Annotated in this window: 16 protein-coding genes and 1 pseudogene; 2 read left to right on the top strand and 15 right to left on the bottom strand. The window is 39.9% G+C overall.

The window, feature by feature from the left end:
- The first annotated feature begins 177 nt into the window (after positions 1-177).
- Positions 178-756, top strand: coding sequence for an exonuclease domain-containing protein (locus LZP85_RS08575; protein WP_025911058.1), 579 nt, complete (start codon positions 178-180; stop codon positions 754-756).
- A gap of 8 nt (positions 757-764) precedes the next feature.
- Here LZP85_RS08575 and LZP85_RS08570 read toward each other — a convergent pair whose 3' ends face one another.
- The 13 genes and pseudogenes from LZP85_RS08570 to LZP85_RS08510 form a co-directional block, all read right to left on the bottom strand.
- Positions 765-1,451 (bottom strand): GNAT family N-acetyltransferase, encoded by a 687-nt coding sequence (locus LZP85_RS08570; protein ID WP_182840877.1) that lies wholly within the window; start codon positions 1,449-1,451, stop codon positions 765-767.
- 12 nt (positions 1,452-1,463) lie between these two features.
- Positions 1,464-2,342, bottom strand: coding sequence for a carbon-nitrogen hydrolase family protein (locus LZP85_RS08565; RefSeq protein ID WP_076512968.1), 879 nt, complete (start codon positions 2,340-2,342; stop codon positions 1,464-1,466).
- A 40-nt stretch (positions 2,343-2,382) separates the two neighbouring features.
- The gene (gene mug / locus LZP85_RS08560) at positions 2,383-2,886 is read right to left on the bottom strand and encodes a G/U mismatch-specific DNA glycosylase (RefSeq protein ID WP_206782371.1); all 504 of its coding nucleotides are present in this window, start codon (positions 2,884-2,886) and stop codon (positions 2,383-2,385) included.
- Positions 2,887-2,945: 59 nt separating this feature from the next.
- A complete protein-coding gene (locus LZP85_RS08555; RefSeq protein WP_226639182.1) occupies positions 2,946-4,271 on the bottom strand; it encodes a C40 family peptidase in 1,326 nt (441 codons plus the stop codon).
- 204 nt (positions 4,272-4,475) lie between these two features.
- Positions 4,476-5,291 carry a uroporphyrinogen-III synthase gene (locus tag LZP85_RS08550; RefSeq protein WP_061784617.1) on the bottom strand — a complete coding sequence of 272 codons (816 nt, stop codon included), beginning with the start codon at positions 5,289-5,291 and terminating at the stop codon, positions 4,476-4,478.
- A 24-nt stretch (positions 5,292-5,315) separates the two neighbouring features.
- Positions 5,316-6,094, bottom strand: a pseudogene (locus tag LZP85_RS08545) (IclR family transcriptional regulator).
- Between the two features lie 156 nt (positions 6,095-6,250).
- Positions 6,251-7,618 carry an acetyl-CoA carboxylase biotin carboxylase subunit gene (gene accC, locus LZP85_RS08540; RefSeq protein WP_100347759.1) on the bottom strand — a complete coding sequence of 456 codons (1,368 nt, stop codon included), beginning with the start codon at positions 7,616-7,618 and terminating at the stop codon, positions 6,251-6,253.
- Between the two features lie 21 nt (positions 7,619-7,639).
- The gene (gene accB, locus LZP85_RS08535) at positions 7,640-8,077 is read right to left on the bottom strand and encodes an acetyl-CoA carboxylase biotin carboxyl carrier protein (protein ID WP_025911069.1); all 438 of its coding nucleotides are present in this window, start codon (positions 8,075-8,077) and stop codon (positions 7,640-7,642) included.
- Between the two features lie 21 nt (positions 8,078-8,098).
- The gene (locus tag LZP85_RS08530; RefSeq protein WP_206833481.1) at positions 8,099-9,082 is read right to left on the bottom strand and encodes a 5-oxoprolinase subunit C family protein; all 984 of its coding nucleotides are present in this window, start codon (positions 9,080-9,082) and stop codon (positions 8,099-8,101) included.
- Between the two features lie 2 nt (positions 9,083-9,084).
- Positions 9,085-9,834: a 5-oxoprolinase subunit PxpB gene (gene pxpB / locus LZP85_RS08525; RefSeq protein ID WP_119544029.1), complete on the bottom strand. Its 750-nt coding sequence runs from the start codon at positions 9,832-9,834 to the stop codon at positions 9,085-9,087.
- Between the two features lie 14 nt (positions 9,835-9,848).
- On the bottom strand, positions 9,849-10,634 hold the full coding sequence (locus LZP85_RS08520; RefSeq protein ID WP_061784622.1) for a putative hydro-lyase: 786 nt from the start codon (positions 10,632-10,634) through the stop codon (positions 9,849-9,851).
- Between the two features lie 56 nt (positions 10,635-10,690).
- Entirely contained in the window at positions 10,691-11,920 is a 1,230-nt protein-coding gene (locus tag LZP85_RS08515) for an NRAMP family divalent metal transporter (protein ID WP_119544030.1), read from the bottom strand.
- A gap of 18 nt (positions 11,921-11,938) precedes the next feature.
- On the bottom strand, positions 11,939-12,703 hold the full coding sequence (locus LZP85_RS08510; protein ID WP_138117009.1) for a LamB/YcsF family protein: 765 nt from the start codon (positions 12,701-12,703) through the stop codon (positions 11,939-11,941).
- 256 nt (positions 12,704-12,959) lie between these two features.
- On the opposite strand from LZP85_RS08510, the gene LZP85_RS08505 reads away from it, so the two are divergent.
- Positions 12,960-13,808: a C40 family peptidase gene (locus LZP85_RS08505; protein WP_182840878.1), complete on the top strand. Its 849-nt coding sequence runs from the start codon at positions 12,960-12,962 to the stop codon at positions 13,806-13,808.
- A 41-nt stretch (positions 13,809-13,849) separates the two neighbouring features.
- On the opposite strand, the gene LZP85_RS08500 is transcribed toward LZP85_RS08505, so the two are convergent.
- Positions 13,850-14,221 carry a GNAT family N-acetyltransferase gene (locus LZP85_RS08500; RefSeq protein ID WP_119544033.1) on the bottom strand — a complete coding sequence of 124 codons (372 nt, stop codon included), beginning with the start codon at positions 14,219-14,221 and terminating at the stop codon, positions 13,850-13,852.
- Positions 14,222-14,249: 28 nt separating this feature from the next.
- Entirely contained in the window at positions 14,250-14,900 is a 651-nt protein-coding gene (locus LZP85_RS08495) for an MtnX-like HAD-IB family phosphatase (protein ID WP_061784627.1), read from the bottom strand.
- Positions 14,901-14,908 lie beyond the last annotated feature (8 nt).

Raw genomic sequence — 14,908 nt, 5'->3', positions numbered from 1 at the left:
CTCTCGGAATGACGACCTTGCTGTAGCAGCTACTCCCCTTTGGGAATTCCATATAAACTTCTAACATCATTCTACCTTATTTATAAGAAACGCGTCAATTCTCACGAAGGAATGGTTTTTCCATTTAGATAATCAATGGTAGAATAAGAGAATCATAATGATAAGGGAGAGAACGTCTTGTCTGGACAGTCTAAAATACTCGCGTTTGTGGATATTGAAACAACCGGCTTAAGTCCCGCTAGTTGTGAAATGATTGAACTTGGAATTTTACTTTATGAATACGACGAACAGCTCCAAACCCTCACGGAGCTTGACCGCTATAATGGATTTGAAATGCCGACATACCCAATTTATCCTCATATTACTCGGCTAACTGGGATTACAAATGAAATGGTGGAAGGTCAAAGATTTAATGATGAAAAAGTGATCGAGTTGTTTAAGCAAGCTGATGGTATTATTGCGCACAATGCTTCTTTTGACCGTAGCTTTTTACTAAAGCGCTATTCCTTTTTACAAGACCTGAAATGGCACTGCTCGATGAGATCAGTAAAATGGAAAGAATACGGATTTGTCAATAAAAAGCTAACAACGCTCTTAGATGCACATGGAATTTCTAGAGAACATGCTCACCGTGCGATGGATGATATTGAAGCAACTGCTTTCTTGTTACAAAAAACCAATCCAGAGGGTAATATGTACTTAACCGAAGTTTTAAAGAAAGCCATGGGCAAACCAAAATCTGTTGTGAAACGATAAAAAGCATCTCATTTAGCTGAGATGCTTTTTTGTACTAAAAATGGGTTTTTCCATTCCATTAGCGTTCCGTAGTTACAAGACTCTTCATCTTCTAAATAGTTCTCTATCACTTTAAGCGGTGTTCGACCACAGCGCAGCAAAAATGTAATAACAGGATCTTGAATGGTACCTTTTGAAATTTCTTGGATATATTGCTCTGGCGTTAGCTTATCCTGATATAGGTGGTAAGCAGGCATCCTCCCTCCACCTATTAGCCGGTCTAGTTTCAGATGAATGACCACATCGTACATGGCAGTCATCATCCATTTCCCTAACCCTAACTTACGGTAAGCAGGAGCTACACTAATATCTACAACATATAATGAATTCCCGTTTGGGTCATGATTACGAATATAACCGCTATCCGTAACGTCCTCCCACGTATGATTTGGTGATTTAGGGTCAAACTGAACTAATAATCCCGTCATGCTTCCTACTACTTTACCGTTTACTTCTATACACAATGCTCCCTCTGGGAATAGCGTAACGTGATTGGTAAGCTGCTCGATATTCCACCATAAATCAGACGGAAACGGAGGTGGAAAACATTCTTGCTGAATAGCAATTAAATCTTGGAAATCAGCTTGGTGATAATTTCGAATGATGGCGGGAACAGGCTTTTTTTCGTCAAACACAAAAAACTCTCTTCGGTACACATTCATCACTCCTTATCGAATCAAGACCTCTTCTTTTTCCCAATCGGTATATAAATCTGTACGACGATCACGCCACGTTGTTACCGATCCGCTTTCTCGAACTTTATAGAGTAATTCCAAGTCTAGATCAGCTGTGACAATCATATCTTGGTTGATTTCACCTTCAGCCATTAATCCTTTAGGTGGAAACGGAACATCGTTTGGGGTAATGATTGCAGCTTGACCAAAGTTGGCGCGCATAAAATCGACGGTAGGGAGTGAACCTACTGTCCCCGAGTTTACTACATAAACTTGATTTTCAATTGCTCTTGCATGGCTCGTATAGCGTACGCGGTGAAACCCGTGACGATCATCTGTACATGACGGGCAGAATATTACGTCTGCACCTTTTGCTTTTGCCATGCGTACAATCTCAGGGAATTCAATGTCATAGCACGTAAGCATCGCAATTTTCCCTTTGGTTGTCTCAAACACCTGCAGGTTTTCTCCAGGCGTCATGTCCCACTCATGTAGCTCCGTTGGCGTCATATGAAGCTTCGCTTGCTCACCTATACGTCCATCTGGATAAAAAAGGTGCGCTACGTTATACAAACGCCCTTCTCTTCTTATTACGTGTGTACCTGCAATAATATGAATGTTCATTTTAATGGCTAAGCTCATAAATAAAGAACGATACTGCTCGGTAAAGTCCGGTAAATCCTGAATTGTTAATGCTTGTCCTTGGTGGTTACCAATCGACATTAACTGTGTTGTAAAGAATTCTGGGAACATGACAAACTCTGCTCCAAATTCTTCTGCTGTTTTGACATAGTGCTCAACTTGATGAGCAAATTCCTCAAAGGATTGAATTGTATGAAGATGATATTGAACCGCTGATACTCGAAGTTTCATAGGTTCCTCCTTCCCAAACTTATTTGTCTATTTTTTTCTTTTAGTAAAAAAGATCTGCTAGCTCTCGGTAAATGGCCACAATATCGTCTACTTTCATTCGCACTAAGCCGCTTGAGGAAGGAGCCACGAAGTCAATTGTCCCTTCAATAACCGAAACCTCTTGAATTCCCCAAGGAACGTTTCTACGTTTGCTGTATTGTTCGTAGACACCTTTTCCGACGAAGCAAACGACTTTTGGTTGATAGGTACGAATTTTATGAGCGAGCTGCTTTCGTCCTTCTTCATATTCTTCTTTCGTAATTTCCGCTGCCGCTTTTGTAGGACGATCTACAATATTCGTAAGACCATAACCAAGATCTAGTAAATCTACATCCTCTTCAGGCTTATAAAGTCGTGGTGTTAATCCGGACTTGTATAAAATACTCCAAAATCGATTGCGAGGATGTGCAAAGTGATAGCCTGTTTCACTTGATCGAATACTTGGATTAAAACCGACAAATAGAATGCTTAAGTCTTTCTTAATGCAATCTTGTACCAAATCCATGCCGTACCTCCTAAAAAAATCATCCATCTAGTATGAATGATTTTTTAGAAAATTATACGTTAAATACGAACAACGCGTCCGTTAAATTTTTTCTTCCAATAGCCTTGCGTCATATCGGCAATGCCGACGCCTTTACTTTGAGCACCAATGAATTTTCCATTTCCTACATAAATGCCAACATGTCCATCTGTTTTATATGTGTTAAAAAAGACAAGGTCGCCTGGCTGCATTTGTGAAGCGGAAACTTGTGTACCAGCACGCTTTAATGTTTCAGTGCTTACATAGCCGCGAGGTCCTAGCTCAACGCCGACTTGTGAATATGCCCAGTGTACAAACGATGAGCAATCAAAGAATCCGCGGTTGATATCCGCTTGGGTACGACCTCCACCAAATACGTATGCAGAATTCCCAATCCATTTATTCCCAACCGTTGCGACATTAGAATGAGATGCAGCAGGAGCTGATTTAGCCGCTGGTGCTTCAACAGTAGCTTTTGATGTAGCTTTCGTACTTTCATTGTCTTGAGCAGGAGCTGCTTTTTCAGCAATAGATTGACTTGAAGCTGTAGCTACCTGCTGCTCAGCTTTTTCAGCTGCTTCTTTTTGTTCTTGCTCTCTTTGTTTTTTAGCTGCAATGCTGTCTGTTAACGTTTGTTCTTGCGTTGATAAATCTGTTTCTTGTTCCGTTAAAGATGCTACTTGCTGTGCATTTTCTGATTTTTTTTCATTTAACTGAGCAGCAAGGGTTTCTTGCTCCGCTTTTTGCTCCGCTAAATATTCATTAATACCCTTTAGCTCTTCTTTCATCGCTTCAAGATCTTTTAGTTTACCTTTTACAGAAGACTGTTTCTGTGCTACTTCATCTTGCATCTCTTTAGTTTCTTTTAGAATATCACGGTCTGCGCTAATGATTGTTGACACAGCTACCGAGCGGTCAACGAAATCCGAAAAGCTTTGTGAACCAAGAAGCACTTGAACATAATCAACGCTGCCTCCAGCTTCTTGAAGTGCTTTTGCACGCTGAGCCAAAACTTGATTGCGCTCTTCTAGCTTTTCATTTAGCGTATCGATGTCTTTTTGAAGGATGTCTATTTTTTCAGTTGTCTGCTTAATGCTGTCTTCTGTATCCGTTACTTTCTTTTCGTTTTCCTTAGCTGCTAATTTTAAACGCTCCAACTGAGCTGATAAGCTGCTTTGTTCTTTTTCTAAACGCTTCTTTTCTTCATTTGCGCTTGAAATTTTCCCTTGTAGTTCTTCACGCTCTTGTTGAATCGTCGTTTTTTGGTTTTCCATTTCATTTATCGTTGAGGCAAATGCTTCAGTTGAAAACACGCTTGATAGTCCTAAAACAACCGCTGCATTGGCAAAAATAGCTTTTTTATTCACTTTAAATTCCTCCATTACTTCATCTGTCTAATCCTCTATGTATATATCGAACTATTATTGTCGAAAAATAGCTAAAAATAGTCTTTTACTACGAAAATTATACCACGATGTATTTATATGAAATATTACAATTTCATTTCATAATTGGAAGACTTAGTGAAATAGAAGAAAAAAATAGCACGCAAACGCGTACTATTTTCCTGATTACTTCTCTATAGTTTGCTGATAGTATTGCTCTAGAGCTACAATCGCGCTCCCCATTCGTTCCTGAAGCGGAACTACCACGCGCTTCACGCCTTGATCATTTAACGCAGCAGCCGTTACTTTTCCAACTGATAACGCCACAACGTCTGTCTCAAATGCTTCTAAAACCTCTTGTTCTTTTCCTTTTTCGCGCGCAAACGAAAAAAGGTTACGAGGCTGAGGAGCGCTTGTAAAGTTGACTGCGTCTACCTTCCTAGTTAGTATTTCATCTAACAGTTGCTCCATCACGTCAGTTTGAGGAGGAATGTGCTTATAAGGAAGAATATCTTTGGCCTTGGCGTTTTGATCATTTAAAAAGGTCATTAATGCAGGCGCAGGATCTCCATGAAGCTGAAGCGCAACTTTACATCCATCAAATGAATGACTCTTTAACTCTCGCACCAGACCAGCTGTACTGCCATCATCATCGCGAACCGTTGGTGTAACGCCTAGCTTTTTTAGCATATTAATGGTTTTATAGCCACGAGCCCCGATTTTAGCGCTCTTTAATGCCGCTAGGAATTCAGAAGCTAGCCCCATTTTATCAGCGGTATTGTATAAGATTTCTGTACCAATACCCGTAGTGAAAATAAACCAGTCGTACGTACCTTGAACAAGATCTTTTACGTCTTCTTCAAGATGAGTGTCATCTAAAAAAATTGTTCCTTGTGCCGGTCGAATAAGAGCCGTCCCACCTAAGTTTTCTACGATTTTTTTAATGTCCTCTACTTTTCGCTGACCAGCAAGGGCGACTCGTTTTCCTTCTAATCGTCTCATTGTAAACTCCTCCGTTTATGTAAATTACTGCGCAAATGGAGATGTGTGTTGAGGAATATATCCTAATTTCACTGAAATCTCCGCTGCTGCCGTTGTTACTTTTTTAATTAAAAATGGCATTCTTTCTTCATGAAAATGTGCATCAATTCCTGCAACGCTAATTCCCGCTACAATTTCTCCTTTATGGTTAAAGATTGGAGCTGAAACAGCTGTTGTATAATCTTCAAGCTCAGAATGGCTAATTGTATAGCCGTTTACACGTGCTTTATGAAGCTCTTCATTTAATTTTTCTTTGTCGGTAATTGTGCCTATGCCTATTGGTTTTAAATCGGTTACCTCTAAATAGCGCTGCTGCTCTTCAGATGATAAAAAAGATAAAATAATGCGAGAACAAGCACCAGCATAAAGCGGCGATTTTCGTCCAATCGATGTATAAAGACGTACGGGGTGCACGGCTTCAATCTTTTCAATATACATCGCTTCATTTCCATCGCGAACGATCAGATTAACGGCTTCTTCTACTTCATCGCGAAGCGCTTGCATAATCGGCAGCGCAAGCCCTCTAACATCTAGTCGATCGGCTACAAGCTGACCAAACTGCAAAAAAGAAGCCCAAGCTCATAGTGGCCATATGGATCTTTCGTTAAAAAACCCATTTCTTCTAAGGATCCAAGCATTCGGTGCAGCGATGTTTTAGGGATATTTGTCTTATTCATTAACTCATTGAATGTAAGGCGAGGGTGATCAATGAACAGCGTTAGAATGCTCATCGATTTCACAACCGTTTTATTTTTATCCTGCATACTCACGCTCTCCTTTAATTTGAACATATTTTCACAATCTTTGTTTTATTATACAACAAACTAGCGGAAAGCACCTTATTTTAGGATGTTTTTTCGCCTTTAATTAGACATAAAAATAAAGAAAGCACCCTATATAAAGGCGCCTTCTGTTATTACTTATAAAGTTGTTGCTACCTGCTCTGGCTGAATCTCATATATTTCTAAAAACTTCGTTGTAAAATCTCCTTCTAAAAATTTCTCATGTTCTAGAAGGGATAAGTGAAACGGTATGGTTGTTTGCACTCCTTTAATATAAAATTCGCTGAGTGCACGCTTCATGCGCTGAATAGCTTCCGTACGATTTTTTCCGTAAACAATCACTTTAGCAATCATCGAATCATAAAAAGGTGGAATTGTATAACCTGCATATACTGCGCTATCTATGCGTACCCCAAACCCTCCAGGTGGAATGTACTCTGTTACTGTTCCCGGTGAAGGCATAAAATCACGCCAAGGATCTTCCGCATTTATGCGACACTCAATTGCGCATCCAGAAAAAGTAGTGTCTTCTTGCGTGAAGGATAGCGGATAACCTGCTGCTGCTAAAACTTGCTCTTTAATCAAATCTACCCCTGTTACTAACTCTGTTACTGGGTGCTCAACTTGAATACGCGTATTCATTTCCATAAAATAAAACGCACCGTATTTATCCAGTAAAAATTCAACCGTACCTACACCATAGTAGTTCACTGCTTTTGCAGCTTTCACAGCAGCATCTCCCATCTCATCCCGGAGCTTTTCGCTAAGCGCTGGTGACGGTGACTCTTCGATAAGCTTTTGATGACGCCTTTGGATGGAGCAGTCTCGTTCTCCTAAGTGAACAACGTGTCCATGCTTGTCCGCTAAAATTTGAATTTCAACATGACGCGGGTCTTCAATAAACTTTTCCAAGTACACGCCTTTGTCTCCAAACGCTTTTTCCGCTTCTTGCTGAGCTTGACGAACTGCTTTGTGAAGCTCTTCTTCATTAAAAGCCGTGCGCATTCCTTTACCACCTCCACCAGCGGATGCCTTTACAATGACAGGGTAGCCAATTTCTTTTGCAATCGCAGCAGCTTCTGTACTACTTTTAATTAAACCGTCGCTTCCTGGTACAATTGGTACGTTTGCTCGCTTCATGGTATCACGAGCTTTTGCTTTAGCTCCCATATCTAAGATAGCCTGAGATGAAGGACCAATAAACGTTATCCCATACTCTAGACAAGCATCTGCAAACTGTGCACTTTCAGATAAAAAACCATACCCAGGATGAATCGCATCTGCATGTGACACGTCCGCTGCGCTGATGATGCTTTTACTATTTAAGTAGCTATCTTTAGGACTTTTCCCACCGATGCAGTATGCTTCATCAGCCATCTGTACATGAAGTGCATCGCGGTCTCCAGTAGAATACACAGCTACGGTTTTGATGCCAAGTTCCTTACATGCACGAATCACACGAACAGCAATTTCTCCTCTGTTAGCAATCAACACTTTTTTAAACATCGTCTCACTCCTTATTAGCGCTTATTGTTTGATTAAAAATAGAGGCTGGTCGTATTCAACAATATCGCCGTCTTCCACAAGAACCTCTATAATTTCTCCTTCAATTCCCGCTTCTACCTCATTAAAAAGCTTCATTGCTTCTACAATACAGACGATATCATTAGCACGAACTCTATCACCTTCCGATACAAAAGGTGAAGCTCCTTGTTCAGGAGAGGAGTAGAAGGTCCCGACCATAGGAGAACGTACTTCGCAGACCGCTTTTGATGGCTCCTCATTTTTTAATGGAGGTGTGAGTTCTACCTCATTGTTTTTACTAGGCGTTAACACTTTTGTTGCTTCTTCCGTTAGTGTTTTATCAAGAACAATCACTGTTCCATCGTGTTCCACATGTAGCTTTTGAATGCCACCTTCATTCATTAAAGCTATAACCTCTTTTAATTCTGCAGTATTAATCATCCTTTTCTCCCCTTTCGTTTTTTAAGCTTCTTTTTGATAAAGTGCAATTGAACACGCTAACTGCTTCATAGTTTTTTCGTTTTCTAAATAAATTTGTTCAGCTTCTTCTAGGGTAATATATTGAAAATAAATGCTTTCTCCAGGCTTCACCTGAGCTAGAACTGGTAAGTCAGCCGTGATGACCTGAGCCATTTTTGGATAGCCACCCGTGGTTTGTCGATCTGCTAATAGAATGATTGGATTTCCGTCTGGCGGTACTTGAATAGATCCATTCGTTACGGCTTCTGATAGCAACTCTACTTTTTCAGTAAGTACCATTTCAGGACCAGCAATTCGATAACCCATGCGATCTGATTGAGTACTAACTTTAAAGGCTTGTTCACTAAAGGCTTGTTGACTTTCTTTAGTAAACAATTCAAATTGACTGCCTTTTATTACACGGATAATTGGCTTTCTTTCAAACGGTAAGCGTTCGTGAAAATTCACGTACCAGTTTGGCATATGTACATGACTTGCCAACTTTACATGCTGATGTTGAGAACCCGTGAATTTAATTACATCGTTTGCCTGTAAAGCGCGCCCTTTGTAACCACCTAACTCACCACGTAAATACGTACTTTTACTATTCATAACAGGAGATAGTAAAAAACCACCCTTTACTGCCAAATAAGCTCGACACCCTTTTTTACATGGTCCAAATTGAAGGGTACTTCCTTTTGACACGTAGATTGGTTTCCACATATGAACGGGTTCATTGTTAATGCTCGGTGCTAAATCACCTCCAGTGATAGCGATTACACAATCTTTTTCAAATTCAATTGTTGGACCCATTAAAGTCATTTCTAAGCAAGCTTCTTTTTCATCGTTCGCAACTAATAGATTTGCTACGCGCAAAGAATACGTATCCATAGCTCCGCTCACTAAGACACCGTGTTTTTGGAAGCCAGTTCGTCCTAAGTCTTGTATAGTCGTTAGTAAACCTGGCTTTAAGACCTTTATGCTCATGCTTATCTCTCCTTTGTAAATTTTAAAAATTCATGCTCTGTAATAGGGATGAATTTGACGATATTACCTGCTTCAAGTAAGCTAGGGGGATTTTGCTCTGGTAAAAATAAAGGCTTTGGCGTTTGACCAATCAGCTGCCATCCTCCAGGCGTAGAGATTGGATAAACGCCTGTTTGCATTCCAGCAATCCCAACAGACCCTTTTGGAATGCTGGCGCGAGGAGACGACCTTCTCGGTGCCTTGATTTTCTCTGACATACCGCCTAAGAATGGAAATCCAGGCGCAAATCCAACCATATATACGAGGTATTCACCACTTGAGTGGATGGATATAACTTCATCAGGCGTCAAGCCATTGATCTTCGCTACATCTTGTAAATCGGGTCCATATTCGCCACCGTAGCAAACCGGAATTTCTACAGTATGAGATGGTTGATCTTTATGGTGCGTTAAACTAGCAAGCTTTTTCTCTACTAGATCTGAAACAATTTTAAAAGGAGATATTAAAGATGAATCTTTGCCTTGATATGTTTGATAGACAATAAGCGGGTCGTAAAAAATCGTTAGGTTTGTAAATGCAGGGACACTCTCGACAAACCCTTCAAACGGTGTATCTTCAAGCATATTCATAAGCGCCATGATTTGTTTATGAGTACTAATGCTCATTTCTGAACCAAATGTTACAACCACAGCCGAGTCTCCAAGTGGGGTCAGCTCTGCAATTGTTTTCTTGTTATCTACTGCTTTAATCATGTCTTTCACCTCGTTTATAAAATTCCAAGCTCATCATCACGTATATCCGTAATGAGCATGTGCCCTGGAGCATGCGTAATCATAATAGACGGTTTAACCTCCATCGCAACAGCTTGTGGAGTAACTCCACAGGCCCAAAAAACAGGCACTTCACCTTCGTGAATGGTCACTGCATCACCAAAATCAGGATGATCAATTTGTTGGATACCGATTTCTTTTGGACTACCAATATGAAGAGGACTTCCATGAACGGAAGGAAAGCGCGAGGTAACCTGCACCGCGCGAGGTACGTCTCGAGAAGGCATAGGACGCATACTTACAACCGTTACGCCTTTAAATAAGCCAGCTGATTTACATTCAATATTGGTTTTGTACATCGGGACATTACATTTCTCCTCAATGTGTCGGATAGGTATACCATTATTTAACAAGGCGTCTTCAAACGTAAAGCTGCAACCAATCAAGAAACCTACCATATCTTCTTCCCAAAGCGATGTAATATCCGTTATTTCTTCCGTTAATACACCTTCTCGATATACGCGGTACTTAGGTAAATCTGTACGAATATCCGCTCCTTTTGCAACGGTTAAATACGGTGATCCAACCTCTGTTACGTCTAATAATGGACACGACTTTGGGTTACGCTGACAAAATAGTAAAAAGTCATACGCATGTTCTTGTTTTAAGATTGCTAGATTTGCTTGGGCGTATCCATTCGCCATCCCTGCTGTTGGTCCAGTAATTTTCATTTCACGAATAAGCTTACGAATTTTTTCAGGTGTTTCAGTTGCGTAACTCATATTTGGTCTCCTTTCAACAATACGGAGGTGAATAAAATAATCCACCTCCAGCTCAGTTATTTAAATAATAAAGGCAGTTGATCAATTAATGTATATCCCCCCATTAACGCCATCACGATAACCACAAGGCTACCCGAGATCGTTAACCAAAGAGGGTGTTTATAATCTCCTACAATATCTTTTCGGTAAGCAGCAACTAAGAGCGTTCCAAGAGCAATTGGTAAAATCAATCCATTTATTGCGCCAACTAACAGCAATACTTTAACTGGCTTTCCAATGACTACAAAACATAGTGTTGACACAATAATGAAGCCGATAATTACCCATTTATGATGCTGCTCTAAGCGTTTGCTAAATGTACGAATGAACGATACGGATGTGTAAGCAGCTCCAATAACAGACGTAATTGCAGCTGACCACATAACAACTCCGAAAATTTTATAGCCAATATTTCCTGCCGCTAGCTGAAAGACTGAAGCGGGTGGATTGCTTGCATCTATTTGAAGCCCTTGTGATACAACGCCAAGAACTGCTAAAAAGAGCGCAATACGCATAACAGACGTGATTAAAATTCCTACAACAGAACTCTTTGTCACTTGTGGTAGTGCATCAACACCTTTTATTCCTGCATCTAATAGTCGGTGACCTCCAGCGAACGTAATATAGCCACCTACCGTTCCACCCACTAACGTGACAATAGCAACAATATCAATCGTATCCGGCATTACTGTTTTTACTACAGCTTCTCCAACAGGAGGTGCCGTTTTAAACGCTACAAAAAACATTAAACCAATCATGACAAAGCCTGCGTACTGTGTGAAACGATCCATGGCCTTTCCAGCTTCTTTAATTAAAAAGATTGCCACTGCAATGATTGCACTTACAATTGCACCGTATTCAGGTGCGATACCAAACAAGGCATTTAATCCTAATCCAGCTCCTGCAATGTTTCCTACGTTAAAAGCAAGGCCACCCATAACAATTAGCCCAGCGATGACATAACCGAGGCCTGGCAACACCATGTTCGCAATATCTTGTCCTCTTTTTTCGGATACAGCGATAATTCGCCAAACGTTGGTTTGTGCAAAGATATCTAAAATAATTGATACTAAAATAACAAATCCAAAACTAGCTGCTAACGTTTGAGTAAAAACAGTAGTTTGAGTTAGAAACCCAGGACCAATAGCAGACGTGGCCATTAAGAAGGCGGCCCCCATCATGAGCGTCCAGTTAAGCTTAGGTACTGGCGACAGTTGCTGTTTTTTTGATTGTTTTATCGGCTCCATAATTAATTCTCCTCTCAATTAGCGGCATGATACGGCGACGCGTGTAATATCTGCTTGCTTAAAGGCTGTGTTAAGTGCATGAGCAAACTGCAAGGCATGTGTTCCGTCTCCATGAATGCAAACTGTATCTGCTTGAATCGGCACTGTTGTTCCTTGTTGAGACTGCACTTCTTTTTGCTCAATCATTCCAATAACTTGATTAATTGCTACTTCATCTTCTTCGATTAAAGCACCTTTCATTGTTCGAAGAGTTAAAGAACCATCTTCTTGATATGTACGATCAGCAAATACTTCATTTGCTGTTTGAAGCCCTATTTCTTTTCCTGCTTTTATGAGTTCACTTCCAGATAAGCCGAATAAAATAAGTTCTGGATTTACTGCATATACGGCTTCAGCAATTGCTTTTGATAATGCAGCATCTTTCGCCGCCATATTATAGAGAGCACCGTGTGGCTTTACATGCTGCATAGTACCTCCTTCCGCCTTTACAAATCCGTAGAGTGCACCAATTTGATATACGACTAAATCATACGCTTCACTAGGACTAATTTGAATATTCCGACGTCCAAACCCGCGTAAATCCTGCAAACCAGGATGAGCGCCAATAGCTACATCATGATGCAAGGCAAGTTTTACGGTTTCTCGCATGACGGTTGGATCTCCAGCATGAAAGCCACACGCGATATTAGCCGAAGAAACAAACTTTAAAATCTCTCTATCATTTCCAATCTTATAAACTCCATAACTTTCACCTAAATCACAGTTCACGTCAATTCGTTTCATTTCTTCATCCCCTTATCTATCTTGTTGTACCGAAAAATGGAACTTAAATTCCGTTTTTCGGTTAAATTGATTTTATCATTTAAATGTCTGATACACAAGATAGTTGTCAGAACATTTAACATATTAGGTCAATTCTATTAATTGAAAGGTTTCTAGATAGGTATTTCACTACAGGAAAAAAGAATCTCGAAATCCAAGGTTTTCTAAGTCATAATTCAAAAGGTAGTCTTTTTTACAAATGGATAGGAGGAAGAAAATGAAAAAACATCAACTAATTGCTGCATCTATTGTAGGTATCAGCTTACTTTGGACCACCCCTACTGAGTTCAAAGCAGCGGAAATGGATACTACTAAAGTGGTGAAGACGGCTGCTGAATTATCAGGAATCGACTATGTAAGCGGTGGTGAAACAAAATCAGAAGGTTTCGATAGCTCAGGGTTCATTTACTATGTAGTAGAAACAGCTTTAAATGTAGATATGCCGCGCACGTTAGAAGGGCAAGGTGAGTTAGGAACAGAAGTGAATAAAAGTGATTTAACAACCGGAGATCTGTTATTCTTCTCTACAAGCTCATCTACCATTACAAGCGCTGCAATCTATATTGGAGATGGAGAGATGATTTTCCCTTCTACTTCAAAAGGTGAAGTGGTTAAAGAAAATTTCAAAGATAGTTCATTTTGGAATGAACATTTTATCAAAGCGAAAAGACTCAGTGCCTCTACCTTTTCATTTCCAGACTATAAAATTGTCTCGGAGAGTCGAGAGCAGCTAGGCGTTTCGTATCAATTTGGAGAAGAACGTCCAGAAGTTGGTTTTGATTGTTCGGGCTTTATTCAATATGTATTCAAAGAAGCATATAACGTAGCGCTCCCACGTTCTACGGATCAACAGTGGAACTTTGGTACATACGTTAAAAAAGAAGACCTACAAGTCGGAGACGTTGTCTTTTTTGAAGATACATACCGCAGCGGAATTTCGCACGCAGGTGTTTACATTGGTAAAAACCGTATGATACATGCTAAACATAAAGAAGGCGTCACCATTGATTATTTAACGGATGATTATTGGCAAGATAAATACGCTGGTGCCAAAAGAATGCGCTAATCATAAAAAAAAACCGCCTTCAAGCCTGAAGGTGGTCTTTTTTATGACAATATCATTTTGACAAAAGTGGTTGGATTGCTATCAGCTACTGCAAACCCTAGTCGTTCCCAAAACTGATTGTACCTTTTGTCTTCAGAGAAGTTTAGCTTTATTTGATCTCCATGACACTTCTCTTCAAATAAGAGATAAGCTTGCGTTCCAAAACTATACCCCTGATAATCTTTATGAATCACAAAAGTATGAATGTGACAAATATTCTTAACGGTTTCAGTATGCACATAGCCAATATACGTGTCCTCTAACTTAATTAGCAGCTGCTCACCAACTGACTTTATGTTTTTCGTCTTCGTCGATTTTAACATTTCTTCAACGATATAATGTGTATCTGCTACGACTGTTTCAAATGTAATCATGCTGTTAACTTTCCTTTCGTATATATGCTTAGTTCCACAAATGTTGTTGATTAAAATAAGATGTAATTTCTTGAAAGGACGCTACTTTTACGTGCGGAACGTTCTTTTCATCTAACAAATCTTGAAGAGCAGCTTTTGCAAACGTGATGTCTGCGCAAGCCGCTGGGTGTGAGTCTGGTTCACTATCACCGGCAAAATAGACCTGCTCATATTTTTTCTTGAAATCCTGAATAACTAACGATTTATCAATTCCGTAACGCTCAGAATAGCTCCAGTGCTTAGGATCAATTTGCAAGTGAACATTTTTTTCATGGAACACACCGGTATTTGAAAGTACTTCCACATTCTCTACACCATGCTTCTTCAGAAGAGGTCGAATATAGTAATCTGAACCTGCGCTTAAAACATAAAAATCTCCGCCTCTTTTTTGTACTTCTTGAATAAAAGCAGGAACTCCAGGATCAATTTCAATTCCATCAATGTCTTGTAAAATGACGTCCTCTGTTTGGTTAATTGAGCTGAAGACAGTTGACAAAAAGTCAATGTCCTTCAGCTTACCTGACTTCCATTCTTTATATAGCTTTCTACCTTCAGGAAAATGTTTCTCAATCACAATCCAATAAAAATCCTTTTGTGAAATGGTACCATCAAAATCTGATACAAAAGCAAAGCGTTTCATTTTATCTT

The organism is Priestia flexa, assembly GCF_021441905.1.
Lineage (GTDB): Bacteria > Bacillota > Bacilli > Bacillales > Bacillaceae_H > Priestia > Priestia flexa.
This window is presented reverse-complemented; position numbering and strand designations above follow the sequence as displayed.

Bases quoted from the DNA above. Each gene is read 5' to 3' on its own strand.
- accC (WP_100347759.1), bottom strand. From the start codon at position 7,618: ATGTTTAAAAAAGTGTTGATTGCTAACAGAGGAGAAATTGCTGTTCGT.
- LZP85_RS08550 (WP_061784617.1), bottom strand. From the start codon at position 5,291: ATGAGACGATTAGAAGGAAAACGAGTCGCCCTTGCTGGTCAGCGAAAA.
- LZP85_RS08510 (WP_138117009.1), bottom strand. From the start codon at position 12,703: ATGAAACGAATTGACGTGAACTGTGATTTAGGTGAAAGTTATGGAGTT.
- LZP85_RS08505 (WP_182840878.1), top strand. From the start codon at position 12,960: ATGAAAAAACATCAACTAATTGCTGCATCTATTGTAGGTATCAGCTTA.
- accB (WP_025911069.1), bottom strand. From the start codon at position 8,077: ATGATTAATACTGCAGAATTAAAAGAGGTTATAGCTTTAATGAATGAA.
- LZP85_RS08565 (WP_076512968.1), bottom strand. From the start codon at position 2,342: ATGAAACTTCGAGTATCAGCGGTTCAATATCATCTTCATACAATTCAA.
- mug (WP_206782371.1), bottom strand. From the start codon at position 2,886: ATGGATTTGGTACAAGATTGCATTAAGAAAGACTTAAGCATTCTATTT.
- pxpB (WP_119544029.1), bottom strand. From the start codon at position 9,834: ATGATTAAAGCAGTAGATAACAAGAAAACAATTGCAGAGCTGACCCCA.
- LZP85_RS08515 (WP_119544030.1), bottom strand. From the start codon at position 11,920: ATGGAGCCGATAAAACAATCAAAAAAACAGCAACTGTCGCCAGTACCT.
- LZP85_RS08530 (WP_206833481.1), bottom strand. From the start codon at position 9,082: ATGAGCATAAAGGTCTTAAAGCCAGGTTTACTAACGACTATACAAGAC.
- LZP85_RS08500 (WP_119544033.1), bottom strand. From the start codon at position 14,221: ATGATTACATTTGAAACAGTCGTAGCAGATACACATTATATCGTTGAA.
- LZP85_RS08520 (WP_061784622.1), bottom strand. From the start codon at position 10,634: ATGAGTTACGCAACTGAAACACCTGAAAAAATTCGTAAGCTTATTCGT.
- LZP85_RS08495 (WP_061784627.1), bottom strand. From the start codon at position 14,900: ATGAAACGCTTTGCTTTTGTATCAGATTTTGATGGTACCATTTCACAA.